This is a genomic window from Streptomyces sp. T12, from assembly GCF_028736035.1.
In the GTDB taxonomy this organism is placed as follows: Bacteria; Actinomycetota; Actinomycetes; order Streptomycetales; family Streptomycetaceae; genus Streptomyces.
On sequence record NZ_CP117866.1, the window covers coordinates 868,363 to 892,692 of the forward strand.

The 24,330-nt window shown below is 72.0% G+C and carries 22 protein-coding genes; 11 read left to right on the plus strand and 11 right to left on the minus strand.

The features are described from left to right. Positions 1–30: 30 nt before the first annotated feature. The 3 genes from PBV52_RS03845 to PBV52_RS03855 are packed head-to-tail and all read right to left on the minus strand — an operon-like array spanning position 31 to position 3,280. On the minus strand, positions 31–1,101 hold the full coding sequence (locus tag PBV52_RS03845) for a low specificity L-threonine aldolase (protein WP_274236844.1): 1,071 nt from the start codon (positions 1,099–1,101) through the stop codon (positions 31–33). Further along, a complete protein-coding gene (locus PBV52_RS03850) occupies positions 1,098–1,847 on the minus strand; it encodes an SDR family oxidoreductase (protein ID WP_274236845.1) in 750 nt (249 codons plus the stop codon). Before PBV52_RS03850 ends, PBV52_RS03845 begins: the two co-directional genes overlap by 4 nt. Positions 1,848–1,882: 35 nt before the next feature. Beyond that, positions 1,883–3,280 carry a DUF6421 family protein gene (locus PBV52_RS03855; protein WP_274236846.1) on the minus strand — a complete coding sequence of 466 codons (1,398 nt, stop codon included), beginning with the start codon at positions 3,278–3,280 and terminating at the stop codon, positions 1,883–1,885. 400 nt (positions 3,281–3,680) lie between these two features. Between PBV52_RS03855 and PBV52_RS03860 the strand changes: the two genes are divergently transcribed. Then, positions 3,681–4,364: a glycerophosphodiester phosphodiesterase family protein gene (locus PBV52_RS03860; RefSeq protein ID WP_274236847.1), complete on the plus strand. Its 684-nt coding sequence runs from the start codon at positions 3,681–3,683 to the stop codon at positions 4,362–4,364. A 15-nt stretch (positions 4,365–4,379) separates the two neighbouring features. On the opposite strand, the gene PBV52_RS03865 is transcribed toward PBV52_RS03860, so the two are convergent. Beyond that, complete coding sequence (locus PBV52_RS03865; protein WP_373921823.1) at positions 4,380–4,940, minus strand: GNAT family N-acetyltransferase; 561 nt, start codon at positions 4,938–4,940, stop codon at positions 4,380–4,382. Between the two features lie 60 nt (positions 4,941–5,000). Here PBV52_RS03865 and PBV52_RS03870 point away from each other — a divergent pair, with 60 nt between their 5' ends. Continuing rightward, a complete protein-coding gene (locus PBV52_RS03870; RefSeq protein WP_274236848.1) occupies positions 5,001–5,393 on the plus strand; it encodes a VOC family protein in 393 nt (130 codons plus the stop codon). A 1-nt stretch (position 5,394) separates the two neighbouring features. On the opposite strand, the gene PBV52_RS03875 is transcribed toward PBV52_RS03870, so the two are convergent. Then, on the minus strand, positions 5,395–6,309 hold the full coding sequence (locus tag PBV52_RS03875; RefSeq protein ID WP_274236849.1) for an N-acetyltransferase: 915 nt from the start codon (positions 6,307–6,309) through the stop codon (positions 5,395–5,397). 163 nt (positions 6,310–6,472) lie between these two features. On the opposite strand from PBV52_RS03875, the gene PBV52_RS03880 reads away from it, so the two are divergent. Next, positions 6,473–7,237, plus strand: coding sequence for a VOC family protein (locus tag PBV52_RS03880; protein ID WP_274236850.1), 765 nt, complete (start codon positions 6,473–6,475; stop codon positions 7,235–7,237). A 15-nt stretch (positions 7,238–7,252) separates the two neighbouring features. On the opposite strand, the gene PBV52_RS03885 is transcribed toward PBV52_RS03880, so the two are convergent. Both PBV52_RS03885 and PBV52_RS03890 read right to left on the minus strand, forming a co-directional pair. Continuing rightward, a complete protein-coding gene (locus tag PBV52_RS03885) occupies positions 7,253–7,789 on the minus strand; it encodes a MarR family winged helix-turn-helix transcriptional regulator (protein ID WP_274236851.1) in 537 nt (178 codons plus the stop codon). Further along, complete coding sequence (locus tag PBV52_RS03890) at positions 7,786–9,273, minus strand: FUSC family protein (protein ID WP_274236852.1); 1,488 nt, start codon at positions 9,271–9,273, stop codon at positions 7,786–7,788. Before PBV52_RS03890 ends, PBV52_RS03885 begins: the two co-directional genes overlap by 4 nt. A gap of 180 nt (positions 9,274–9,453) precedes the next feature. Between PBV52_RS03890 and PBV52_RS03895 the strand changes: the two genes are divergently transcribed. From PBV52_RS03895 to PBV52_RS03910, 4 genes are all read left to right on the plus strand, one after another. Beyond that, positions 9,454–9,993 (plus strand): DUF5134 domain-containing protein, encoded by a 540-nt coding sequence (locus PBV52_RS03895; protein WP_274236853.1) that lies wholly within the window; start codon positions 9,454–9,456, stop codon positions 9,991–9,993. Between the two features lie 263 nt (positions 9,994–10,256). Continuing rightward, positions 10,257–10,928, plus strand: a complete 672-nt coding sequence (locus PBV52_RS03900) for a phosphatase PAP2 family protein (RefSeq protein WP_274236854.1) — start codon at positions 10,257–10,259, stop codon at positions 10,926–10,928. A gap of 67 nt (positions 10,929–10,995) precedes the next feature. Next, a complete protein-coding gene (locus PBV52_RS03905) occupies positions 10,996–11,727 on the plus strand; it encodes an HAD family hydrolase (RefSeq protein ID WP_274236855.1) in 732 nt (243 codons plus the stop codon). A 180-nt stretch (positions 11,728–11,907) separates the two neighbouring features. Next, positions 11,908–12,594: a TetR/AcrR family transcriptional regulator gene (locus tag PBV52_RS03910; RefSeq protein ID WP_274236856.1), complete on the plus strand. Its 687-nt coding sequence runs from the start codon at positions 11,908–11,910 to the stop codon at positions 12,592–12,594. Here the strand turns inward: PBV52_RS03910 and PBV52_RS03915 are convergent. Then, positions 12,582–14,084, minus strand: a complete 1,503-nt coding sequence (locus PBV52_RS03915; protein ID WP_274236857.1) for an LVIVD repeat-containing protein — start codon at positions 14,082–14,084, stop codon at positions 12,582–12,584. The two genes, PBV52_RS03910 and PBV52_RS03915, sit on opposite strands and share 13 nt — an antisense overlap. A gap of 66 nt (positions 14,085–14,150) precedes the next feature. Between PBV52_RS03915 and PBV52_RS03920 the strand changes: the two genes are divergently transcribed. Next, positions 14,151–14,843 (plus strand): DUF305 domain-containing protein, encoded by a 693-nt coding sequence (locus PBV52_RS03920; protein WP_274236858.1) that lies wholly within the window; start codon positions 14,151–14,153, stop codon positions 14,841–14,843. Between the two features lie 37 nt (positions 14,844–14,880). Here the strand turns inward: PBV52_RS03920 and PBV52_RS03925 are convergent, their stop codons facing one another. Then, complete coding sequence (locus PBV52_RS03925; RefSeq protein ID WP_274236859.1) at positions 14,881–15,339, minus strand: DUF6214 family protein; 459 nt, start codon at positions 15,337–15,339, stop codon at positions 14,881–14,883. Between the two features lie 219 nt (positions 15,340–15,558). Here PBV52_RS03925 and PBV52_RS03930 point away from each other — a divergent pair, with 219 nt between their 5' ends. Together PBV52_RS03930 and PBV52_RS03935 are read left to right on the plus strand one after the other, a co-directional pair. Continuing rightward, complete coding sequence (locus tag PBV52_RS03930) at positions 15,559–16,902, plus strand: FAD-dependent oxidoreductase (RefSeq protein WP_274236860.1); 1,344 nt, start codon at positions 15,559–15,561, stop codon at positions 16,900–16,902. 64 nt (positions 16,903–16,966) lie between these two features. Beyond that, entirely contained in the window at positions 16,967–18,355 is a 1,389-nt protein-coding gene (locus PBV52_RS03935) for a nucleobase:cation symporter-2 family protein (protein ID WP_274236861.1), read from the plus strand. On the opposite strand, the gene PBV52_RS03940 is transcribed toward PBV52_RS03935, so the two are convergent. Continuing rightward, the gene (locus PBV52_RS03940; protein ID WP_274236863.1) at positions 18,275–18,628 is read right to left on the minus strand and encodes a helix-turn-helix transcriptional regulator; all 354 of its coding nucleotides are present in this window, start codon (positions 18,626–18,628) and stop codon (positions 18,275–18,277) included. The genes PBV52_RS03935 and PBV52_RS03940 overlap by 81 nt on opposite strands. A gap of 122 nt (positions 18,629–18,750) precedes the next feature. Between PBV52_RS03940 and PBV52_RS03945 the strand changes: the two genes are divergently transcribed. Next, positions 18,751–19,830, plus strand: coding sequence for an NADH:flavin oxidoreductase/NADH oxidase (locus PBV52_RS03945; RefSeq protein WP_274236864.1), 1,080 nt, complete (start codon positions 18,751–18,753; stop codon positions 19,828–19,830). Positions 19,831–19,835: 5 nt separating this feature from the next. On the opposite strand, the gene PBV52_RS03950 is transcribed toward PBV52_RS03945, so the two are convergent. Further along, positions 19,836–24,200, minus strand: coding sequence for a cation-translocating P-type ATPase (locus PBV52_RS03950; RefSeq protein WP_274236865.1), 4,365 nt, complete (start codon positions 24,198–24,200; stop codon positions 19,836–19,838). Positions 24,201–24,330: the final 130 nt, after the last annotated feature.

Sequence of the window (24,330 nt, forward strand, 5' to 3'; positions counted from 1 at the left end):
AGTGCTGAAGGTGCTGAGGGAGGGGACGGCCTAGCGCGCCATCTCCTCCTTCAGCGCCGCCACGAACGCGTCCACGTCCTCCTCGGTCGTGTCGAAGGCGCACATCCAGCGCACGACGCCCGCCGCCTCGTCCCAGAAGTAGAACCGGAACCGCTTCTGCAGCCGCTCGCTCACGTCGTGCGGCAGCCTGGCGAAGACGCCGTTGGCCTGCACGGGGTAGAGGATCTCGACGCCGTGCACGGCGCGGACGCCCTCGGCCAGCCGCTGGGCCATCTCGTTGGCGTGGCGGGCGTTGCGCAGCCACAGGTCCTTGGCGAGCAGGGCCTCCAACTGCACCGACACGAAGCGCATCTTGGAGGCGAGCTGCATGGACAGCTTGCGCAGATGCTTCATGTGGCTGACGGCGTCCTGGTTGAGGACGACGACCGCCTCGCCGAACAGGGCGCCGTTCTTGGTGCCGCCGAGGGAGAGGATGTCGACGCCGACCGCGTTGGTGAACGTCCGCATGGGGACGTTCAGGGAAGCGGCCGCGTTGGCTATCCGGGAGCCGTCCAGGTGCACCTTCATGCCGTGCGCGTGGGCGTGGTCGCAGATCGCGCGGATCTCGTCCGGCGTGTAGAGGGTGCCGAGTTCGGTGCTCTGGGTGATCGAGACGACCTGCGGCATCGCCCGGTGCTCGTCCTCCCAGCCGTACGCCTGCTTGTCGATCAGTTCGGGGGTCAGCTTGCCGTCGGGTGTGGGCACGGTCAGCAGCTTCAGGCCGCCCATCCGCTCGGGGGCGCCGCCCTCGTCGACGTGGATGTGCGCGCTCTCGGCGCAGATCACCGCGCCCCAGCGGTCGGTGACCGCCTGGAGCGCGACGACGTTCGCGCCGGTGCCGTTGAACACCGGGAACGCCTCGGCGGTGGCGCCGAAGTGGCTGCGGACGATCCGCTGGAGGTTCACGGTGTAGTCGTCCTCGCCGTACGCGACCTGGTGCCCGCCGTTGGCCAGGGCCAGGGCGGCGAGCACCTCGGGGTGGGCGCCGGCGTAGTTGTCACTGGCGAAACCGCGGACGTCCGGGTCGTGATGGCGACGGGCGTCGGTCTTCGGAGGGTTCACGGCTTCTCGGTCAGCCACAGGCGGGTTCCGTTCACTTCCGGGGCGGGCTTGTCCCAGACGCCGACGACGGCGTCGGCCAGGTCCTTGACGTCCGTGAAGCCCGCGAACTTCGCGTGGGGTCGCTCGGCGCGCATCGCGTCGTGCACCAGCGCCTTCACCACCAGGATGGCAGCCGCGGACGTCGGCCCCTCCGGGCCCCCGGCCTTGCGGAAGGCGTCGGCCAGCGCGAGCGTCCAGGCCTCGGCGGCGGCCTTGGCGGCGGCGTACGAGGCGTTGCCCGCGGTCGGCTTCGAGGCGCCGGCGGCGCTGATCAGCACATACCGTCCGCGCTCGCTGCGCTGGAGGCCCTCGAAGAAGGCCAGCGAGGTGTGCTGCACGGTGCGGATCAGCAGCAGTTCAAGGAAGTCCCAGTCGTCGAGGCTCGTCTTGACGAAGGTCTCGCTGCCGCGCCAGCCGCCCACCAGGTGGACCAGGCCGTCGACGCGGCCGAAGTCCTTCTCGATCCGGTTGGCCCAGTCGCGGGTCGCCTCCCGGTCGAGCAGGTCGACCGTGTCACCGACGACGGTGGCACCGCCGTGCGCGTAGCTCGCCGCGTCCACGGCCTCGGCGAGCCGCTCCGGGTCGTTGTCCGAGCCGATGACGGTCGCGCCCGCCTCGGCCAGCCGCAGCAGCGCCGCCCGGCCTGCGGGCCCGCCCGCACCCGCCACCGCGATCACCGCACCGCTGAGAGCTCCGTTCCCCGCCATTTTCTTCGCCTCCTGAGCAGTATTGGTGCGGTCGCTCACGCGGCGACCCGCTCGGCGCCGTCCGCCGTGATGCCCTTGGTGGAGGCGATCACGTTCTTCAGCTTCTTGGACAGGGCCTCATAGAACATGCTCAGCGGAAACTCGTCCGGAAGCACGTCATCGACGAGCTTGCGCGGCGGCTGGGTCAGATCGAGGGCGTCCGGACCCTTGGCCCAGCGGGATCCCGGGTGCGGTGCGAGGTAGGTGGAGACGAGCTCGTAGCCGGCGAACCAGTGGACGAGCTTCGGGCGGTCGATGCCGTCGCGGTAGAGCTGCTCGATGTCGGCGCACAGCTGGTTGGTGACCTGCGGGGCGCGCTGCCAGTCGATGAACAGCTTGTTGTCGGTCCAGCGGACGACGTCGTGCTTGTGCAGGTAGGCGAAGAGGAGCTGACCGCCGAGGCCGTCGTAGTTGCGCACCCGCTCGCCGGTGACCGGGAAGCGGAACATGCGGTCGAACAGCACCGCGTACTGCACGTCACGGGCCTGCGGGACGCCGTCGGCCTGGAGCTTCACGGCCTCCTTGAAGGCGGTGAGGTCGCAGCGCAGCTCTTCGAGGCCGTACATCCAGAACGGCTGGCGCTGCTTGATCATGAACGGGTCGAACGGCAGGTCGCCGTGGCTGTGGGTGCGGTCGTGGACCATGTCCCACAGCACGAATGCCTCTTCGCAGCGCCTCTGGTCGTGGACCATCGCGGCGATGTCCTCGGGCAGCTCCAGGCCCAGGATGTCGACGGCGGCGTCGGTGACGCGGCGGAAGCGGGCGGCCTCGCGGTCGCAGAAGATGCCGCCCCAGCTGAACCGCTCGGGCGCTTCACGCACGGCGATGGTCTCCGGGAACAGGACCGCGGAGTTGGTGTCGTAGCCGGCCGTGAAGTCCTCGAACTTGATGCCGCAGAACAGCGGGTTGTCGTAGCGGGTGCGCTCCAGCTCGGCCAGCCAGTCCGGCCAGACCATGCGCAGCACGACCGCCTCGAGGTTGCGGTCGGGGTTGCCGTTCTGCGTGTACATCGGGAAGACGACCAGGTGCTGCAGGCCGTCCGCGCGGTTCGCGGCGGGCTGGAAGGCCAGCAGCGAGTCGAGGAAGTCCGGCACCTCGAAGCCGCCTTCGGCCCAGCGACTCAGGTCCTTCACCAGGGCCTGGTGGTACACGGCGTCGTGCGGCAGCAGCGGGGAGAGCTCCTCGACGGCGTCCACGACACGCCGTACGGCGGCCTCGGTGTCCGCGCGCCCGGGTGCACCCTCGGCCTCGAAGTCGATCGCCCCGTCCTTGGACTGCCATGGCCGGATCCGTTCCACGGCATCCTTGAGCACCGGCCACGCCGGGTGCTCCACCACCCTGGTCGCGGGAGGAACCTGGTCCCCCGAAGCCGCCTGCACAAGAATTTCCGTCATGTCCCATCCTCCACGGGAGAACCTCGCGTAAGGAGACCGTATACATACGAGGTTTCTCCCAGCAAGAGGAGCCTCCGGAAATTATCCTGCGCACCCCCATGGTCACCGCATTTTTTCCTGTCGGCCATCAAGACGGCGCATACTCCGGCCGTGCGTGGGCATACGGCAGTCCGGTCGGCGCAGGCCCGTGCCGGGCCGGTCAATCCCCGCGGGACTCGCCCACGCCAGGGTGACGGCCCGGAGGCGTGCCATCCAGACACGCCACGTCCACAGCCGCAAACCCCGTGTACACGTGGGGTTCATCACGCCCCCGGGCCACTAGGCTGCGGCACTGCCGCGCGAACACTCCGCTCCGGTTTGCGCGCACGCCGAGCCGCCGTCGACGGAAGCGAGTTGAATCTTGAACTTCCTTACCATCGGTCACCGCGGAGTCATGGGTGTCGAACCCGAGAACACCCTCCGTTCCTTCGTCGCCGCCCAGCAGGCCGGCCTCGACGCCATCGAACTCGATCTCCACCTGAGCAAGGACGGCGCCCTCGTCGTCATGCACGACACCGACGTGGACCGCACGACCGACGGCACCGGCCCGATCGCCGACAAGACTCTCGCCGAGCTGCGCGCCCTGGACGCGGGCCGCGGCGAGCGCGTCCCGGTCTTCGAAGAGGTCCTGGACGCCGTGAAGTCGCCGCTCCAGGCCGAGATCAAGGACGTCGCGGCGGCACGGGCGCTCGCCGAGGTGATGACCGGACGTGACCTTCTCTCCCGGGTCGAGGTGTCCTCGTTCCACGACGACGCGGTCGCCGAGATCGCCCGCCTGGTGCCGGGGGTACGGACCGCGCTGATCGCCAGCCGCTACGGCACCGACATCGTGGACCGCGCCGTCGCGGTCGGCGCCGCGACCGTCTGCCTCAACGTCCGCCGGCTCACCCTGGAGGTCGTGGAGCACGCCCGCAAGGCAAACCTCAGGATCATCGGCTGGGTGGTCAACACCCAGGACCACCTGCGTCTCGTACGGGCCCTCCAACTGGACGGCGCGACTACCGACTACCCGGAGATCAAACGCACCGGCCGCTTCACGGCGTGACGAGCCGCATGAACGTCACGCCAGCTCCTTGACCAGCAACTCGAACTGCAGGTCGGCGCGCGGTGCGGTGCCGGAGGGCTCGTCGCCGTACGGGTACGGGGTCATCCGTCCCGTACGGCGGTAGCCGCGCCGCTCGTACCAGGCGATCAGGTCGTTCCGTACGGAGATCACGGTCATGTGCATCTCGGCCGCGCCCCAGGTCTCGCGGGCGTGCCGCTCCGCCTCCGTGATGATCACCTTGCCGAGGCCGGCGCCCTGGAGTACGGGGCTGACCGCGAACATCCCGAAGTAGGCGTGGTCGCCGCGGTGTTCGAGCTGGCAGCAGGCGACGACCTGGCCGTCCCGCTCGACCGTCAGCAGTCGGCTGTCGGTGGCCTTGATGACCGCCAGTACGCCCTCCGGGTCGGTCCGCTTCCCTTCGAGGATGTCCGCCTCCGTCGTCCAGCCGGCCCGGCTGGCGTCCCCGCGGTAGGCGGACTCGATCAGCGCGACCAGCGTGTCCACGTCGGCCTCGGTGGCGTCGCGGAAGGTGAGTCCGGTGGCGGCGGGCGTCTCGGCGGTTTCCATGGTGCGCATCTCCACTCTGGGCGCGGCTCGGGCACCGCTGAGCGTAACGCGCGACTAGGCTCCGGCTGCATGGTGCACGTATTGAGCGGACGGACCCTCCTCCACCCCTCCGACCCCGAGCGCTCCCGTGCCTTCTACGGCGAGCAGTTGGGGCTCGCCGTCTACCGGGAGTTCGGTACGGGCGCCGAGCGCGGCACCGTGTACTTCCTCGGCGGCGGCTTCCTGGAGGTCTCCGGCCGCTCCGAGGCCCCGCCGTCCCCGGCCGTCCGGCTGTGGCTGCAGGTCGAGGACGTGGCGGCGGCGCACGACGAGCTGCGGGGCCAGGGCGTCGAGATCGTGCGGCCTCCGGTGAAGGAGCCGTGGGGGCTGGTCGAGATGTGGATCGCGGATCCGGACGGGACGCGGATCGTGCTGGTGGAGGTGCCGGCGGATCATCCGCTGCGGTACCGGCCGGGGATCTGACTCACTCCGGGCGGTGTTCCCAGCGGCGGTCGGTACGGGTCAGTTCCCGGAAGCCTGCCGAGGTCAGCTGGTCGATCATCGTGCGGTCGGTCGCCGCCTCGTAGGCGAGCAGGCGCTCGACGCCGCACAGACGCAGCCAGTCGGCGGCCTGCCCCAGAAGCCGGTGCTCCAGGCCCGCGCCGTACGCCGACGGGTCGATGTGCAGGTTGCCGATGTCGGCGAGGCCGGTGCCCCGGCTGTGGCGTTCGGGACGGGACAGGGACGTGTCGACCTCGATGAAGCCCAGGGCGCGGCCGTCGGCGTACGCCGTGAGGCGGGTGCCGCACTCCCCCAGCGTGCGGTCGACGGTGACGCCCGGCCGCGGTTCGTGGGGCGGCAGGTCGGCCACGCGCGCGATCAGGATCACCTCGGTGTCCCCGAGGTGCCGGAAGCCGGCCCGCTCGTAGACGGCGCGGATGTGCGGCCAGCTGCGGGGCAGGCCGTAGACGGCCGGGGCGGGGAGCTCGCCGCTCGCGTACCGGGCGCGCACGTTCCAGCGGGCCAGCCGGGTCAGGCAGGCGCTCATCAGCAGCTCCGCGGCCGCGTCGGAGTCCGGCCGGAAGGAGGCCGGCGGACGGCAGACGAACCAGTCGATCTCGCCGATGTCCCGGTAGTCCGGGCCGACCTCGTCATCGGCCCGGTAGCGCAGCAGATGGGCGGCGGCCAGGACGTGGTCGCGCTGCTCGGCGACGAGGGTCACGCGCTCGCTCACCCAGGGGTCGGTGATGAACTCGTCCGGCTGCCGCTCCAGTGCGCTGAGCACCGTGTTCACGGAGACGGAGACGCCGGGGACGACGGCGGCGACGTGGGTGTTGATCAGTTCGGTGAGCTGGTCGCGGTCGGCGCGACGCAAGGGGCGCACCTCGAGTGCGGGCATGCGGGACCTCCGGTCGGAGAACGGTGTCGGAGGCCGCCATGCGGTGCGGTACGGGATCGAGGGTACGGCGGTGGCGGCGCCCGGCTCCAGGGGTTTCGCCGGATGGCCGGGGTCCGGGGCGGGGCTTAGCGTGCTGGAGGGGCCTGTCTGCGGAAGGAACGCCATGAAGCTCGACAAGCCGGTGCCCGGCGGGCCCTGCTGGACCGAGCTCGGGACCGACGACCTGGCCGCGGCGAAGCGGTTCTACGAGGGGTTGTTCGGCTGGCGCGCCGAGACCGACCCCCGCCAGGAGGCGGGCGGCTACACGATCGCGCACCTCGGGGACGCGGCGGTGGCCGCGCTGACGCCGCTGTACCAGGAGGGGCAGCCGGTGGCGTGGAACGTATCGTTCGCGGTGCCGGACGCGGACGCCGCCGCCGCGCGGGTGACGGAGGCCGGCGGCTCGGTGCTGGTCGGTCCGATGGACGTGTTCGACGTGGGCCGCTTCGCGGTCGCCGTGGACCCGACGGGTGCGGCCTTCCAGCTGTGGCAGGCACGGGCCTTCCCCGGCGCGGGGCTGCTCAGCGCGCCCGGCTCGCTGGGCTGGGTGGAGCTGCTGACCAGGGCGCCCGAGCGGGCCGTGGAGTTCTACACGACGGTGTTCGGCTGGAGCGTCAACGCCTCCGAGCACTACACGCAGTGGGGCATCGACGGCGCCGACTTCGGCGGCATGGTGACGATGGACGACAAGTTCCCGCACGAGGTGCCGGCGCACTGGCTGCCGTACTTCGCCGTGGACGATGTGGACATGACGGCCGCGCACGCCACGGAGGCGGGCGGCACCGTCCTCATGGAGCCCACCTCCGTCCCCGACGGACCGCGCATCGCCGTGCTGCGGGACCCGCAGGGGGCGATGTTCGGCGTGTACCGGGCGGCCGACGAGAAGTGACGTGCCCCGCTCCGGTCAGCCGCGCAGCGCCCCCAGCCGCCCTTCCAGCTGGCCGAGCAACTCGCCGAGCAGAACCGCCAGTTGGCCCTGCCCTTGCGGGTCGAGACCGGACAGTACGGTCGTCTCGTACGCGAGTTGCTCGGGCAGGATGCCGTCGACGAGGTCCCGGCCCGCGTCCGTGAGACGAACGTGGGCGACGCGGCGGTCGCGGGTGTCGCCGCGGCGCTCCACCAGGCCGCGTTCGGTCAGCTGCTTGAGGCGTTTGGTGACGGCGGCGCCCGAGGAGAAGGTCTCGCGGGCGAGTTCACTGGGGGTCAGCTCATGGCCGGTGCGGCGCAGCGCGCCGAGCAGGTCGAACTCGGGGCGGCTGAGGCCGGCCCGGCGCAGCGGAGCGTCCTCGGCCTGCTGGAGGAGGGCGGCGCAGCGGTTGATGCGGCCGATGATCTCCATGGGGGCGGTGTCGAGGTCGGGGTGGACGGTCTGCCACTGCCGGACCACGGCGGCCACCGTGTCCTGTCTCGTCCCGGTCGGCCCGCCGTTGGTCGCCGTCATGGCCGTACGCCCTCCGTCGTGTCGCTGCCTGTGCGCTGGTCCGGGTGCGGACGACCCTGGCTCCGCCCCGTAGCCGCGAGCGTACGGGGTGCGGTTCGCTCGGTCCGCACGACCCGCTGCCACGCCCGATCCGGTACGGCCACGGCGGCGATCAGGCCGACCAGTGCGCCGACCAGGGTGTCCACGACCCGCTCGGTGATCAGCCGCCCGGGCTCCTGGAAGCCGGTGAACTCGGTGATGAGCAGCGCCATCGGGGTCACGCAGACGCTGCCGAGCCAGTAGTTGCGTCCGATCAGCGCCTCGGCGCCGAAGTTGAGCGCCAGGCAGCACAGGACGAGGGCGACCTCGCCGGTGTGGGCGAGGGGGACCAGCGCGGCGAAGAGGAGGACGCCGAGCAGGTTGCCGACGACGCGCTGGACGCCACGGCCCCAGGTGAGGGTGAGGTTCGCCTGGTAGAGGGATGCCGCGGTGACCAGGGCCCAGTAAGGGCGGCCGATCCCCAGGGCGAGGGAGGCGTAGCCGGCGAGGGCACAGCCGAGGGCGGTGCGTACGGCGAGCGGGGCCAGGGGGCCGAGGCGGCGCCACAACGGGCGGGACGGTGACGCGAGTTCGCCGCCGAGGCCCGCGACGTCGTCGACCTCCGGCACAGGTCGGTTGCCGCGCACCTGCCGGGCCCAGGTGCGCAGCAGCCCGGGGTCGGCGTCGGCCGGGGCGGCGAGGGCGACCTCGGCGCGGACGACGAGGCGTTCGAGGGCGCGGCGGGTCTCGGCGGGGCGGCCCGCGGAGTACAGCGACTGGCGGGCGGCCTGTACGGCGGCGGCAGCGGTGGCAGCGGTGGCCTGGGCCCGAGCGCCGCCCGGGGCGCTCGGGCCGCCGGAACCTCTGGTGCCGGCCGTCTCGACGTATGCGGCGACCGCGTCCAGGGCGGCCGCGGTGGCCCGGCGTTCCGGGCCGTGCGGTCGCAGCAGGCCGGGTGCCATGCCGACGAGCCAGGCCCAGGCGCCGGCAGCGGCGGCCGGCGCGAGGTGGCCGGGGATCTGGGCGAGGGACTGCGGGGCGAACAGGGCGGCGGAGCTGATGAAGGTGAGGACCACGTTGCCGGGCGGGCCGATGCGGGTCGCGTCGCACAGGACCTTCTGCACAGCGGCCAGTAGCGAGCCGCCGGTGACCAGTACGACGGCACTCGCGGTGAGCGAGGCCGCGACCAGTGCGGTGGCGAGACCGCCGAGCATGCCGAGCACCACCCACGCCAGGGCGCGGGCCCGGGCGGCGTAGGGCCGGTTGTGGGCGTAGAGCGCGCACAGGGACCCGGCCATCGTGTACATCGCCAGGTCCAGCCGGCCGAGCACCAGCAGGGCGAGGTTGGGCGGGGCGACGGCGACGACCACGCTCAGGGCGGGCTTGAACCAGATCTCCGGGGGCCGGCCGAGACGCAGCACTCCGGCGAGCGGAAGGCGAGTGCTCGTACCCGTCAGCAGTTTCATACCCATCACCTTAGCAAGTGTTTTACCTGTGAAATACATGCGGTGAAATACATGCGGTGACCTGCCGCGGCCTGCCGTGCTCCGCCGAATGCTCCCCATGTACACCCTTGCGCTCGCGTGCGCGCCGGACGGCCCGGGCATCGACGGACTGTCCGAGACCGTCGAGCGGGGAGGGTGCGCGTGCACGGACCGGCTTCGCACGGCTGGCTGCTGGTCGCGCTGTGTGCGGCGACCGGGGCCTACTGTCTGCTGCGGATGCGCAGCCACGTCGAGGAGCAGCGCCGGGCCGCGGGCGGCGAGGCGCTGATGGGCTTCGGCATGGCCGCGATGGCGGTGCCCGCCGCGGTGTTCACTCCGCCGTCGTGGGCCTGGCCCGCCTACGCGGCCGTGTTCGGGGCGGCCGCACTGCACGCCCTGTGGTCGGCGCGGGCGGGCGCACACCACCTGCACCACCTGGTGGGAGCCTCGGCCATGGTCTACATGGCGGTCGCGATGGCCGCCTCACCCGGGCACGAGAGCGGGCACGGCGGTTCCGGCGTCCCGCTCGTGACGGGTGCCCTGCTCCTGTACTTCATGGGGTACGTGCTGCTGTCCGGCGTCCGGCTGGTGCCCGTCACCGCGGGTGGCGGGGGCCTCGGATGGGGCGACCGGCCGGAGCTGGCGCGGGCATGCCGACTGTCGATGGGGATCGCGATGGTGGCGATGCTGCTGACCCTCTGAAACAGGGCTCCGCGGAGGGGGCCGTGTGCGGCCATGTGCTCGGTCGCCGCCGACGACATGCCTCCTGCCGCTTCGGCTGCCGACCGCCCTCGCGCTGGGTCGAACTACTCCCCCGGACCGGCTCACGGCGCACCGACGGCTGCGACTGACGACGGCGGCCGCGCTGGTGCCGGTCATGCCGGTCCTGGTGTTCTCCTGTGGTGGGCGTCGCAAACCCACCCCCGCATTGGCCTCTCGCCCCACCGGTCGGCGAGGATCGCAGTATGCACACCCAGTCCGTCGAGTCCCCGCCCCGCCCGCCGGCCGAGCGCGGCACCGCCCGCTGGGCCGGTGCCCTGGCCCTGTGCTCCGCGCTGCTGCTCGCCCTGGTCGCGGTCCGGTGGTACCCGCTGATGACCCTGGACGGCGACATCGCCGAGACCACACACCACTGGGCGGTCGACGAGACCGGCGTCACGCACACGTTCCGCATCCTGACGGACTGGGTCTGGGATCCGTGGACCATGCGCATCCTGTCCGCGGCGGTCGCGATCTGGCTGGTGTGGCGCAGAGCTGCACGCTGGACGGCCGTATGGCTGGTGGCCACATGTGCGCTGGCCACAGTGATCCAGCAGGCCCTGAAGGCCGTGGTCGACCGCCCACGCCCCGTCTGGCCCGACCCCGTCGACTCCGCCCACTACGCCTCCTTCCCCTCCGGCCACGCCATGACGGCCACGGTCGTGTGCGGCCTGCTGCTGTGGCTCCTGCACCACTACGGCGTCGCACGCGCCCTGTGGCGTACGGCCGCCGCCGTGGCCGTGATCTCCGTGGCCGGTGTCGGTCTGACCCGGGTGTGGCTCGGCGTCCACTGGGCCACGGACGTCGTCGGCGGCTGGCTGCTGGGCGCGCTGGTCGTGGTGCTGGCGGTGCGGGTGCACGCCCGCCTGCAGAGCTGAACCGTCCACGTGTGCCGTTGCGGCGATCTTCCGGCGCGGTGGAACGCGGCCCCGTAGGATCCGCGCCATGACCGCAGTTCTGTTCGATTTCTCCGGAACCCTTTTCCGTGTCGAGTCCACCGAGTCCTGGCTGCGCGGAGCGCTCGCCGAGGCCCAGGTGGAGTTCGCCGAGGCCGAGTTGGTCGAGGCGGCGCAGGCGCTGGAGGCGATGGGGGCGCTGCCGGGCGGAACCGATCCCTCCTGGCTGCCCGAGGACGTCGCGAGCGTCTGGGGGGTGCGGGACAAGAGCGCGGAGCTGCACCGGGCCGCCTACACCGGGCTCTCCCGACATGTGCCGCTCCCCGACGACCGGTTGCACGACATGCTCTACGACCGCCACATGGCACCGGCCGCGTGGGACCCGTACCCCGACGCCGCCGAGGTGCTGGGGACGCTGCGCGAGCGGGGCATCGGCGTCGGGGTGGTCAGCAACATCGGCTGGGATCTGCGGCCGGTCTTCCGGGAGCACGGACTCGATCGTTACGTGGACGCGTACGTGCTGTCGTACGAGCACGGCATCCAGAAACCCGACCCCCGGATCTTCGCGACCGCCTGCGCGGAGCTCGACGCCGATCCGCGTGACGTCGTGATGGTCGGCGACAACCGGCGGGCGGACGGTGGAGCTGCGGCCCTGGGCTGTGCGGTGCACTTCGTGGATCATCTTCCGGCGGCACAGCGGCCGGACGGGTTGCGGCCGGTGCTGGATCTCGTGAGCGCTGTTCCCGGGGCGAACGGTTCCGACCCGCAGATCAGGAAGTAACTTCCGGGCCGCGGATGAACAAGTAGCCTCCGGCCACCATCCGGATCCAGGGTCGGGTCCGCCCTGGACGATCCCCCGCGTCGCCCAGGGCAGACGGCAACCCCGACCAGGCCGTTTCGAGGCCGGGCCGGACCCGCTGAGTATAGTTGGCTGATAGCCAGTCAACGCAGGAGTTCCAGCATGTCCCCGCGCAGCGCCTCGGTCAATGAAGAGTTGCGGCGGCGTTCCCGGGAGCGGCTCCTGCAGGCGGCGGTGGAGCTGGTCGGCGAGCGCGGCTACGAGGCCACCACGCTGGGCGACATCACGGACAGAGCGGGCTCGGCGCGCGGCCTGGTGTCGTACTACTTCCCCGGCAAGCGCCAGCTGGTGCAGTCGGCCGTGCACCGGCTGATGCACCGCACGCTGGAGGAGGCGCTGGAGCGCGAGCCACGCACCGAGGACGGCCGGGAGCGGATGGCCCGGGCCATCGACGCGATCCTGGGCCTGGCCCGGGACCGGCCCGTGCTGATGCGCCAGCACATGGCGGGGATCCTGCAGGCCGAGGGTTTCGTGCAGTGCCCGGAGCAGCGGCGCCTGGCCGAGCTGCTGCGGGACACCTGCGTACGGTACGGCTCGCTGGACGTCGACGCCGACTACCCGATGCTCCGCGCCCTGCTCATGGGGGCGGTCTACGCGGCACTGGTGCCCGGGGTGCCGATGTCCGTGCCGGTGCTGCGGGCCGAGTTGTTCAAGCGCTACCGGCTGGAGTGGGAGAGGGGAGTCCCGCCGGACTCGGAGGCCGGGCCCGGCGGGACGTGCGACATGGATCTGTCGCGGTACTTCGCCACCGGGGCCGTCCCCGGTGGCCCGGACCGTCAGTCGAAGTAGTCCGGCTGGGTCTGGACGTTGAGCTCATGCATCCTGACCCAGCGGGCCGGGTCCGTGCGCCGGTCGTCGATCTTCAGGACGTCGAAGCCCCTGGCGATCTCGTTCGAGTAGATGTAGCCGTTGTAGTAGTACGCCGACCACGAGCCACCCGACCTGATGGTCTCGGTGCTGACCGGGCCCCGGTCGAAGTAGGCGATCTCCTTCGGGTTGGCCGAATCGGTGAAGTCCCAGACGGAGATGCCGCCCTGGTACCAGGCCTGGACCATGAGGTCCTTGCCCTTGACCGGGATCAGCGAGCCGTTGTGGGCGACGCAGTTCTCGGTGTCCGCCTGGTGGCGGGGGATCTTGAAGTAGGTGCGGAAGACGAGCTTGCGCTTGTCTCCCTTGCCGACGACGTCGTAGATGCCGTCGGCACCGCGGTCCGGGCCGATCTTCGCGTTGCAGGTGGCCGCGCTGCCGCCGCCGAGTTCGTCGGTGAAGACGACCTTGTTCGCCTTTTGGTTGAAGGTCGCCGAGTGCCAGAACGCGAAGTTGACATTGTCCTGGACCCGGTCGATGACCTTCGGGTGCTCCGGGTCGGCGATGGAGAACAGGATGCCGTCGCCCATGCAGGCGCCCGCGGCCAGGTCCTTCGACGGCAGCACGGTGATGTCGTGGCAGCCGGTGGTCTTCGAGACGCCGGGGTTGGTGGGCGCACCCGGGTTGCCGCCGCCGTCGGGCCCCTCACCGGGGAAGAGCACCGGGAAGCCCACGACAGCCGCCTTCTCGGGGGCCTTGCGCGGCACCTTGATCACCGAGATGCCGTCGTGCGGTGGCTGGCAGTCCGGGTAGGTGGCGTTCGGCGAGTACGAGGAGACGTAGACGTAGACGTTCTTGCCCTCGGGCACCAGCGTGTGGGTGTGCGAGCCGCAGGCGGTCTCGACGGCGGCGACGTACTGCGGGTTGGACTTGTCGCTGATGTCGAAGACCTTCATGCCCTCCCACGAGGACTTCTCGGTCGGGGGCTGTGTGGTGCTGTTGCAACTGCTGTCGCTGCGCGAGGAGTCGGTGGACAGGAACAGCAGGTTGCCGGAGACGGAGACGTCGTTCTGCGAGCCGGGGCACAGGACCTGCGCGACCGTCTTCGGCGCCGTCGGGTTGCTGATGTCGAAGATGCGGAAGCCGTCGTAGTTGCCGGCGAAGGCGTACTTGCCCTGGAAGGCGAGGTCCGAATTGGTGCCGGTCAGCACGTCCTTGGGGATGTTGGCCAGGTGCTTGATGTTGTCGGAGTGGACGATCTCGTCCTGACCGGGTATCTCGCCGTCCGCGAGAGCCTCCCGCACTTCGGCCCGGGTTCTCTCGGAGACCTCCTGCTCGGTGACGGGGCCGTCCCCCGGGTCGGGGGTCGCGGCGGCCGGCTGCGCGGTGAGCAGCGCGGCGAGGAGTCCGGCGGCGGCAGAGGCAACTGCCAGGCGTCTGCGCCGAGTTCGGGGATTGCTGAACAGGATCACTGTTTTTTCCTCCCTTGTGCCGTTCGCACTGGAACGGTTCGCGCACGCCCGAGTATGGTCGTCGGCATGCACATTTCAAGGGCAGGTCATGAACATGTAACGAAGGCGCCCCTCCGCCGGGTCCGCTTCGCTACGGCCTCACTGGCCGCCCTGGCCGTGCTCGCGCTCGGAGGCTGTGACTCCGATTCCGACCCCAAGTCGGCCGCACAGAGCGGGCCTTCGGTGATCGCGCCGGGCAAGCCCGGCGAGGCGAACCGGATGCTGTCCGCCGAGGAGGCCGCGCGGCAGCGGGCCGAGGACGACTCCCCCAACTCGGCGGACGTCGCCTACGCACGGATGATGATCGAGCACCACGCCCAGGCCCTGAAGATGACCGAACTCGCCCCGGACCGCGCCGAGTCGGCGAAGGTCAAGGCCCTCGCCGGGCGGATCGCCGCCGCGCAGGGCCCGGAGATCAACGCCATGAAGGGCTGGCTTAAGAAGCACGGCAAGGCCGAGAAGGCCGGCAAGGGCGACGGCCACCAGCACGCCGCGATGCCCGGCATGGCGACCGAGGCACAGCTGGCCAAGCTGCGCGCCGCGCGGGGAGCGGCGTTCGACGAGCTCTTCCTCACGCTGATGATCACCCATCACGAAGGCGCGATCACCATGGCCACGGACGTGAAGAGGCAGGGCAACAACATCGCGGTCGAGGAGATGGCCGACGAGGTGGTCGCCCAGCAGACGAGCGAGATCACGCGGATGCGGGACATGCTCTGACGGACCCGGTCGGTACCGTCCGCCGCCGAGGCGGTACTCAGCGGCGGGCTCGCCGCCGCGTCAGGAAGCCCGCGTCGCGCGCCTGGCCGATCAGCCGTAGCGACTTGCGGCGACCGTGCCCCGTCGCGCTCATCACCGCGAGGACGGGGTCGGTCCCCTCCTCCTGCGCCGCGCGATATTTCTGGGCGACGAGCCACTGCCCCTCGACACCTCCCGGCCAGGCCGTCCGATCCGGGCTCGGTCCGAGGTCCTCGCGATCGGGTTCGGTCCCGATCCCGCACGCGTCGAAGAGCGGAGCCTCGATCCAGTCGGCGAGCGCCGTCAGGTCGTCGAGGGACAGCGCCGGCTCGGCCCGTACGTCCTCGATGGAGACGCAGCCCTCGGCGACCACCGCGAGCGCGTCCACGTGTGCGCCGTCGCCGAACTCCAGCCGGACCTCGAACCACGCCGTGGCACCGGCACCGTCCCGCACTTCCCACGCGGGCCACACGGACACGGCACCGTCCGTCGCAGAACGATCGGAAAGATTAAGAAAGGATGCTTCCAGCACACACGCAACGTAACCTCATGATCACATTCCATACGAACGAACACGCTTCCCGTACGGCGCACAGCACCCTGTCAGCGGAGCGGCCGCGGTGCGATGCTGGACTCGAGAGCGACTCCTGAAGATCCCCGAAGATCCCCGCAGGTGCCTCGGACAAGGAGTTCCGCCGTGCTGCGTGTCGCCGTCGTCGGTTCCGGCCCGAGCGGGTGCTACACCGCTCAGGGCCTCGTACAGCAGGATCCGGACGTGCTCGTCGACGTCCTGGACCGGCTGCCGTGCCCGTACGGCCTGGTGCGCTACGGGGTGGCGCCGGACCACGAGAAGATCAAGTCCCTCCAGAACAACCTGCGCACGGTCCTGGAGCACGAGCGGGTGCGCTTCCTCGGCGGCATCCAGGTCGGACCGGACGGGATGCCGATCGAGCGGCTCCGGGGCCTGTACCACGCGGTCGTGTACTGCGTGGGCGCCGCCACCGACCGGCACCTCGGGATTCCCGGCGAGGACCTGCCGGGCAGCTGGTCGGCGACGGAGTTCGTGTCCTGGTACAGCGCCCACCCGGACGCCGTCGACGACGGCTTCGTCCTCGGCGCGCGCTCGGCGGTGGTCATCGGCGTCGGGAACGTCGCGGTGGACGTCACGCGGATGCTGGCGCGGGGCACGGCCGAGCTGAGCCCCACCGACATGCCGCAGGCGGCGCTCACCGCCCTCGCCGCGAGCCGGGTGACGGACATCAGCATGGTGGGGCGGCGCGGCCCCTCGCAGGCCCGCTTCACCACCAAGGAGCTGCGGGAGCTGGGCACCCTGCCCGACACGGAAGTGACCGTGGATCCGGCAGAGCTGGCGCTGGATCCGTCCTACGCCGACCCCGCCGGACTGCCCGCCCCGCAGCGCCGCAACGTGGAGGTGCTGCGCGGCTGGGCCGAGTCCCCCGCACAGGACGCCGGCCACCACATCCGGCTGCGCTTCTTCCTGCGCCCCGTCGAACTCCTCGCCGACGAGGGGCGCGTGGGCGCGGTGCGCTTCGAGCGGACGGCGCCGGACGGACAGGGCGGTGTCACCGGCACGGGCCGGTACGTGGACATCGAGGCGCAACTGGTGCTGCGTTCGGTGGGCTATCGCGGCGTGCCGCTGGAGGGACTGCCGTTCGACCCGGCGACCGGCACGGTGCCGCATCTCGCCGGCCGCGTGCTGCGCGAGGGCGCGGTGGCGCCGGGCGAGTACGTGGCGGGCTGGATCAAGCGGGGCCCGACGGGGGTGATCGGCACCAACCGCCCGTGCGCGAAGGAGACGGTGACGTCACTGCTGGAGGACGCCTCCGTGCTCGTAGGGAAGGAACTGCCCGAGGACCCGCTCACGGCACTGCGCACCGAGGGCATCGAGCCGGTCGAGTGGGGAGGCTGGTGCGCCATCGAACGGGCGGAGGCGGAGCTTGGGGCTTCGCTGGGCAGGGGTGTGGTGAAGCTCCCCGACTGGCAGTCACTCATGACCGCCGCGCACGAGAGCGCCCCGTAGCGAGAAACGCATCAGCAACACCCGCGAAATCAACAATCTGTTCAAGGAGTCTACGGTCTCGCCCATGACAGCAACCGCACCCGCGCACCCCGTCGACGAGATCCCGCCCAAACGCCAGTTGGCCGCCTTCGGCCTCCAACATGTACTCGCGATGTACGCGGGCGCGGTCGCCGTACCCCTGATCGTCGGCGGCGCGATGAAACTGTCCCCCGCCGATCTGGCGTACCTGATCACCGCCGACCTACTGGTGTGCGGCATCGCGACCCTCATCCAATGCATCGGCTTCTGGCGGTTCGGCGTACGGCTGCCGATCATGCAGGGCTGTACGTTCGCCGCCGTGTCGCCGATGGTGCTGATCGGGACGACGGGCGGCGGACTGCCCGCGATCTACGGCTCGGTGATCGTCGCGGGGCTCGCGATCGTGCTGCTGGCGCCGGTCTTCGGCAGGCTCCTGCGATTCTTCCCCCCGCTCGTCACGGGCACCGTGATCCTGATCATCGGCCTCTCGCTGCTGCCGGTCGCGGGCAACTGGGCGGCGGGCGGCGTCGGTTCACCCGACTTCGGGGAGCCGAAGAACCTCGCGCTGGCCGCGTTCGTGCTCGCGGTGGTGCTCGGCGTGCAGCGGTTCGCGCCGGTGTTCCTGAGCCGGATCGCCGTGCTGATCGGCATCGTGGTCGGGCTCGCGGTGGCGGTGCCGTTCGGGTTCACCGACTTCAGCGGGGTCGGGGACGCGGACTGGGTGGGGATCAGCACGCCGTTCCACTTCGGGGCGCCCACCTTCGAGTTCTCGGCGATCGTGTCGATGCTGGTGGTGGCGCTGGTGACGATGACCGAGACGACCGGTGACCTGATCGCGGTCGGTGAGATGACGGACCGCAAGGTGGAGCCGCGCTCCCTCTCGGACGGCCTGCGCGCCGACGGCCTGTCGACCGTGCTGGGCGGCATCTTCAACACCTTCCCGTACACGGCGTACGCGCAGAACGTGGGGCTCGTCGGCATGACCCGCGTGCGCAGCCGCTGGGTGGTCGCGACCGCGGGCGGCATTCTCGTACTGCTCGGCCTGCTGCCGAAGCTGGGCGCGGTGGTGGCGGCGATACCGGCGCCGGTGCTGGGCGGTGCGGGTCTGGTGATGTTCGGGACGGTGGCGGCGAGCGGCCTGAGGACCCTCGCCCAGGTGGACTTCAAGGGCAACAACAACCTGACGGTGGTGGCCGTTTCCGTGGCCATGGGTGTGCTGCCGGTCGGTGTGCCGACGGTCTACGCGAAGTTCCCGGACTGGTTCCAGACGGTGATGAACAGCGGGATCAGCGCGGGCTGCCTGACGGCGATCGTGCTGAACCTGCTCTTCAACCACCTGCCCACGAAGGCCGGTTCAAGCGCCGTCGACGCGGGCGGCCTGCCGGGCGGCGGCGTCGAGGAGACAGTCGAGAAGCCCCGGGAAGAGGCCGTCTAGGTCGTCCTTGCGCAGGCCGTTCATCTTGGCCGTGCCCCGGTAGACCTGCTGGAGCACACCGCTCTCGCGCAGCACCCGGAAGTGATGCGTGGTGGTGGACTTGGTCACGGGCAGGTCGAAGTGCGAACAGGAGAGCTCGTCGCCGACGGCGGCGAGCTCTCGCACGATCTGCAGCCGCATCGGGTCGGAGAGCGCGTGCAGCACGCCTTCCAGGCGGATCTCCTCGCGCGCGGGGTGCGGGAGGTCTCGGCTGCTGACAGCGGGGCTGGTCACGGCGGCTCCACTTCACTCGACTTCCCTCATTGTACGAGAACCCTCGTAGTTTGACACTTCCCGTACTACGATGCCTATCGTACGAGTCGAACCGCTGGTCCCCGTGACGAATGGAGTGAGCCGTGAGTGCGCTCTTCGAGACCTACACCCTGCGCGATGTGACGATCCCGAACCGGGTGTGGATGCCCCCGATGTGCCAGTACTCGGCCGCGCCGGAGGGCCCCGACATGGGCGCCCCCAACGACTGGCACTTCGCGCACTACGCGGCCCGCGCGGCCGGCGGCACGGGGCTGATCATCGTCGAGGCCACGGGGGTCGGCCCCGAGGGCCGGATCTCCCCGTACGACCTGGGCATCTGGAACGACACCCAGGTCGAGGCATTCCGCCGGATCACGCGCTTCCTGGTGTCGCAGGGCACCGTGCCGGCGATCCAGCTGGCCCACGCCGGCCGCAAGGCGTCGACCGACCGGCCCTGGCGGGGCGGTGCCCCGGTGGGGCCGGACGCGCACGGGTGGCAGCCGGTGGCGCCGAGCCCGGTCGCGTTCGCCGACGGGCACCCGGTGCCGAGTGAGCTGACGGTCGCCGAGATCCAGGAGATCGTGGGTCAGTTCGCGGACGCCGCGCGCCGGGCCCTCGCGGCCGGCTTCGAGGTCGCCGAGATCCACGGCGCCCACGGCTATCTGATCAACGAGTTCCTCTCCCCGTACTCCAACCACCGCACCGACGAGTACGGCGGCTCGTACGAGAACCGCACCCGTTTCGCGCTCCAGGTCGTGGACGCCGTACGGGAGGTGTGGCCGCACGACAAGCCGCTGTTGTTCCGCATCTCGGCGACCGACTGGCTGGAGGAGGACGGCTGGACCGCCGACGACACGGTCCGCTTCGCCGCCGACCTCCAGGCCCACGGCATCGACCTGCTCGACGTCTCCACCGGCGGCAACGCCTCCGCTGCCCGCATCCCCGTCGGTCCCGGCTACCAAGTGCCGTTCGCCGCGCGGGTGAAGGCCGAGACCTCGCTGCCGGTCGCCGCGGTGGGGCTGATCACCGACGCCGAACAGGCCGAGAAGATCATCGCGAACGGCGAGGCGGACGCCGTCCTGCTCGGCCGCGAGCTGCTGCGCAGCCCGTCGTGGGCACGGCACGCGGCACGGGAGCTGGGCGGGGACGTGCACGTGCCGGACCAGTACCACCGGTCCGTCTGAGCACCTCAGCGAAGGTCGGCCGGCAGGTGCTGGAGCACGATGCGCTCCAGACTGGGCAGGGCTCGCTGGCCGGCCACCGCCAGCGCGATCGAGGCGGCGACGCCCGTCCAGGCGATCGGGCCGAGCGGGGTGCAGCCGAAGAGGTTGCTGAGGCCAGGGGTCTCGACCAGGACGAAGAGGACGGCTGCGGAGCCCAGGGCGGTGACGCGGACCAGTGGGCTGCCCCGGCGGTCCGCCAGCGTCTGGGCGAGCTGTGTGCCGACCACGGCGCACAGGGCCATCGTGGTGGAGCGGCGGGCGGTGCCCGGGGTGAAGCGGCCGAACAGCCAGGCGGACGTGGCGCCCAGCGTGGTGGTCAGGGCGCGGTGCCGGATCTTGCGGATGAGGGGGGCTCCGAGGAGTGAGGTGCCGAGGGGTTCGGTGCCTTCGGGGCCGGCCGGGGCAGGCTCACCACCGTCTGTGCTCGCGTGGCCCTGCTTCGCGTCCGGCGCCTCCGCCTCCGGCTCCTTCGGCGTCACCGCCACCGCCATGGCCGGGAACAGGTCCGTGAACAGGTTCACCAGCAGCATCTGGCGGGTGGACAGGGGCGACGCGCCCGACAGGAGGGTGCCGAGGAGGCCGAAGCCGACCTCGCCCGCGTTGCCGCCGATGAGCATGGCGATGGCGTCGGCGACGCTGTGCCACAGGGCGCGGCCCTCGGCCACGGCCTCGATGAGGACCGTGAGGTCGGCGTCGGTGAGGACGAGGTCGGCCGCGTTGCGGGCGGCCGCAGAGCCCCGGGCACTGATGCCGACGCCGATGTCGGCGGCGCGGATGGCCGCGGCGTCGTTGGCTCCGTCGCCGACCATGCCGACCACCCGGTCGGCGTCCCTGAGCGCCTCGATGACCTGGAGTTTCTGCTCGGGCGCGACCCGGGCCACGACACCCATGTCACGCAGCATCCGGGCGCGTTCCTCCCGGTCCGCGGACGCCAGCTCGTCGCCCGTGACCACACCGGTGTCCTCGGGCCAGCCCAGTTCCGCGGCGATCGCGCGGGCGGTCTGCGGGTGGTCGCCGGTCAGCATGACGGGTCGTACGCCCGCCTTGCGCAGGCCTTCGACGAGGGCCGTGGACGTCTCGCGCGGGACGTCGGCGAGGGCCAGCAGACCGGTGAACTCCAGCTCCTCCAGGGGCTGCTCCAGGACGTCCGCCGCCTCGTCCGCCGCGTCCAGGGGGCGCCGGGCCACCGCCAGGACGCGCAGTCCGTCGCCGGCCAGCTGCTGCGCCGTCTCCGAGGCCGACGACGGCAGGTCGGCGCAGGCGGGCAGCACCGTCTCGGGGGCGCCCTTGACCACGAGGACGGGGGTGTCGTCCTCGGCCCGGCCGACGGCGGCGGCGTAACCGCGGCCGGCCTCGAAGGGCAGGCCCTCGGTCTGGGTCCACTCCGGGTCGTGGCCCGCGGCGTCGAGGACGGCCTCGTCGGTGGCGTGCACGGGCCGGTCGGAGCCGCCGTTGAGGTGCGGGCAGGCGCGGGCCGCGACGCGCAGGGTGGCATCGCCCTCGTCCGGCTTGCGGACCGTGCCGTCGGCGTCGGTCACGCGCACCAGGCGCAACCGGTTCTCGGTGAGGGTGCCGGTCTTGTCGAAGCAGATGGTGTCCATCCGGCCGAGCGCCTCCAGGGTGCGCGGTGCCCGGACGAGGACTCCACGGCGGCTCAGCCGGCGGGCGGCCGCGAGCTGCGCCACGGTCGCCACCAGCGGCAGCCCCTCGGGGACGGCGGCCACGGCCACCGCCACGCCGCCGCTCACCGACCGGCGGATCGGCGTGCCGCGCAGCAGCGACAGAGCGGTCACTCCGGCGCCGCCCGCCAGGGTCAACGGCAGGGCCTTGTCGGTGAGTTCCCGCAGCCTGGCCTGGACTCCGGCGGACGGCGGCTTGCGGGAGGCGAGGGCCACGGCCCGGGCGGCCTCCGTCCGGTCCCCGGTGTCCACCACGACGGCCCGGGCCTGCCCGGCCACCACGGTCGTGCCCTCGAACACCATGCAGCGGCGGTCCGGCACGGCCGCGTCCGGCGTCGGGTCGGTCGCCTTGTCGGCGGCCAGGGACTCCCCGGTCAGCGCGGACTCGTCCACCTCCAGGCCGTCCTCCCACAGCAGACGGGCGTCGGCGGGCACCACATCGTCCGCCCGGAGCTCGATCAGGTCGCCCGGCCGGAGCTGGGCGGCGTCCACGAGGTGCGGCTCGGGCTCGGGCTCCGGCTCCTCGGTCGTGACGCGTGCCTGCTGTTTCTGCTTCGCCACCAGCCCGGACAGCGCCCGCTCGGCCCGCATCCGCTGGACGCCGCCGACCAGCGCGTTCAGATCGAGCGCGCCGATGACCAGCAGGGCGTCCACGACGGAGCCGAGGATCGCCTCGGCGGCCGAGCCGACGGCCAGCACCGGGGTGAGGGGGTCGTCGAGTTCGCCGCGTACGGCCCGGGCGAGCCGCAGCGGCCCGCTCACCGGCGCGAACACGCGCTGCCGGCCCATCGTGCGGACCGTCTTGCGCACGCGGCCGGTGGCCTGCTCGGCCACGGTCTGTTCGGGGCCCTGTTCGTGTTCCAGCCGGTCCCGGACCTCGGTGTGCTCCAGTTCGTGCCAGGCCACGCGCGGACGCGGGTGCGGGGCGCGGGCGACCGCCACCCCGAGGGCGCTGCGCACGCCGGTCAGCAGGGCCCAGGCCGCGCTCACGTCGACCGGCGTGTGCCGCAGCCCGGGCCAGGGCGTGGGACGCCCGCGCCGGGACTTGCCGATGGCCACCAGCAGCCCGGACAGGGCGGCACCGGACCGGGCCAGGGTCTGCGACCTGCTGCCGACGCCGCGCGCGGCCGGTGCCGCCCGCAGCAGCCGCCACACATCGGCCAGACCGTGCAGGGCGAGTACGTCCGCGCCCCAGATGACGGCCCCGTCCCGGTCGGTGAGGGCGACGGCCACGTCACCGGCGAGCAGCCCGGCGAGTACGTCCTCGTCGTCCGGCCCCGGCCGGGCGACCGTGACGACGACGCCGTGGTCCTCGCCGCGCAACCCGCTCACCACATCGCTCAGCGACCGCTCGTCGCGCACCACCTGGTCGGCGAGGCTCGTGAAATCGGCCAGGGCGGGGTCGTCCACCATCACGACCCGCAGGCCCGCGCGCCGCGCCGCGTCCAGCACCTCCTCCGTCCACGGGTCCGCGCCCGCGCCGGGAGTGCGCAGCGCGCTCGGATGCAGGACGACCGTGTCGGCCATCTCCAACTGCCGCAGCCGTTCGGTGTCGCGCACCAGGACGCCCGTGCGGGACAGCGCGGAGCTCAGTACGGCGTGGAAGGCGGCGGGTCCATAGCGCGCGGCCTTGGGAGAGCCCGCGAGCACTGCTTCCGCCGCCTCGGTGCCGTCGTGCTTGACCAGCAGCGTGGCCAGCGCGCCCACCAGGCTGCCGGTCTCGGCGTGCGCGGCGTACTCCTGGGCCGGGGAGGTGCGCAGCGGCGGGCGTGCGCGGTCATCCCCGGCCACGCTGCCCCGCTCCGGCACACAGACCTCGTCGTGGACCCTGTCGAACGCGGCCACCCGGGCCACCGTCTCCGCCAGCTGGAGCGCGCGCAGCGCTCCGTCGAGCAGCAGGGCGGTCGGGGTCCGGCCGACACCGTGGGCGGCCGCGTTCGCGGCGGCCAGCAGCATGTCCATGCGGGAGCGGCCGATCCTGGCGCGCAGCCAGCCGCGGAAGCGCGGGTTCTCCCGCGCCAGCGTCACCAGCGCGGTCACCGCCCGCGGTGAGGACGGCAGGCGCAGGCCGTATCCGATGAACGCGGTCGCGATGCCGATCCCGTCGGCGGCGAGCGTCGCGGCGGCGGCCCGTACTCCGGCGGGGTCGGCCGGGTGCACGATGTCGTCCACCGCCTCGTCCATCTGGGCCAGACCGTGCCGGGCCGCGATCTCGGACGCCTTCTCCACCACGCGATCGCTGACCGCGTCCTCGACGGCGGTCACCACCAGCCTTTGCAGTCCGCCGTCCCAGTACGCGAGGGCCACGTCGGGCCGCTCCGCCAGCGCCGCCGCGACCCGGTGCGCCGCGCGCTCCGTCCCGCCCGCCCGCCGTACGCGCTCCGGCGCCTCGGGCCGCAGCGCGAGGTGGGTCCGGGTGCCGGACCGCCAGGGGTGCGGGCGGCCGGGCAGCGTGTCGCGGGCGACCCGTGCGACGCGCGCCGCGGAGTCGGCGCCCCGTACGCCGGCCCGGGCGGTCCCTGCCACGGCCCCCGCTGCGGCTCCCACCGCGGGAGCGGCGCCCCTGGCGAGCAGCCGGGGCCCGGCCGCGACCAGTCCGGCCGCGGCGGCCGCCGGACGTGTGACTGTGCGTGTGAGGAGTCCCAGAACCATCGCTCGCCCTCAGCCGGTCGTGCTGTGACATCGCCTTTCGTGGGGCCCGGGTTCCCGCAAAACGGCATGTCATCCGCCTACCGGCGCCCCGGCACACCCTGCCGGGCCGTCCGCGGCGCAGGCTGAGCGC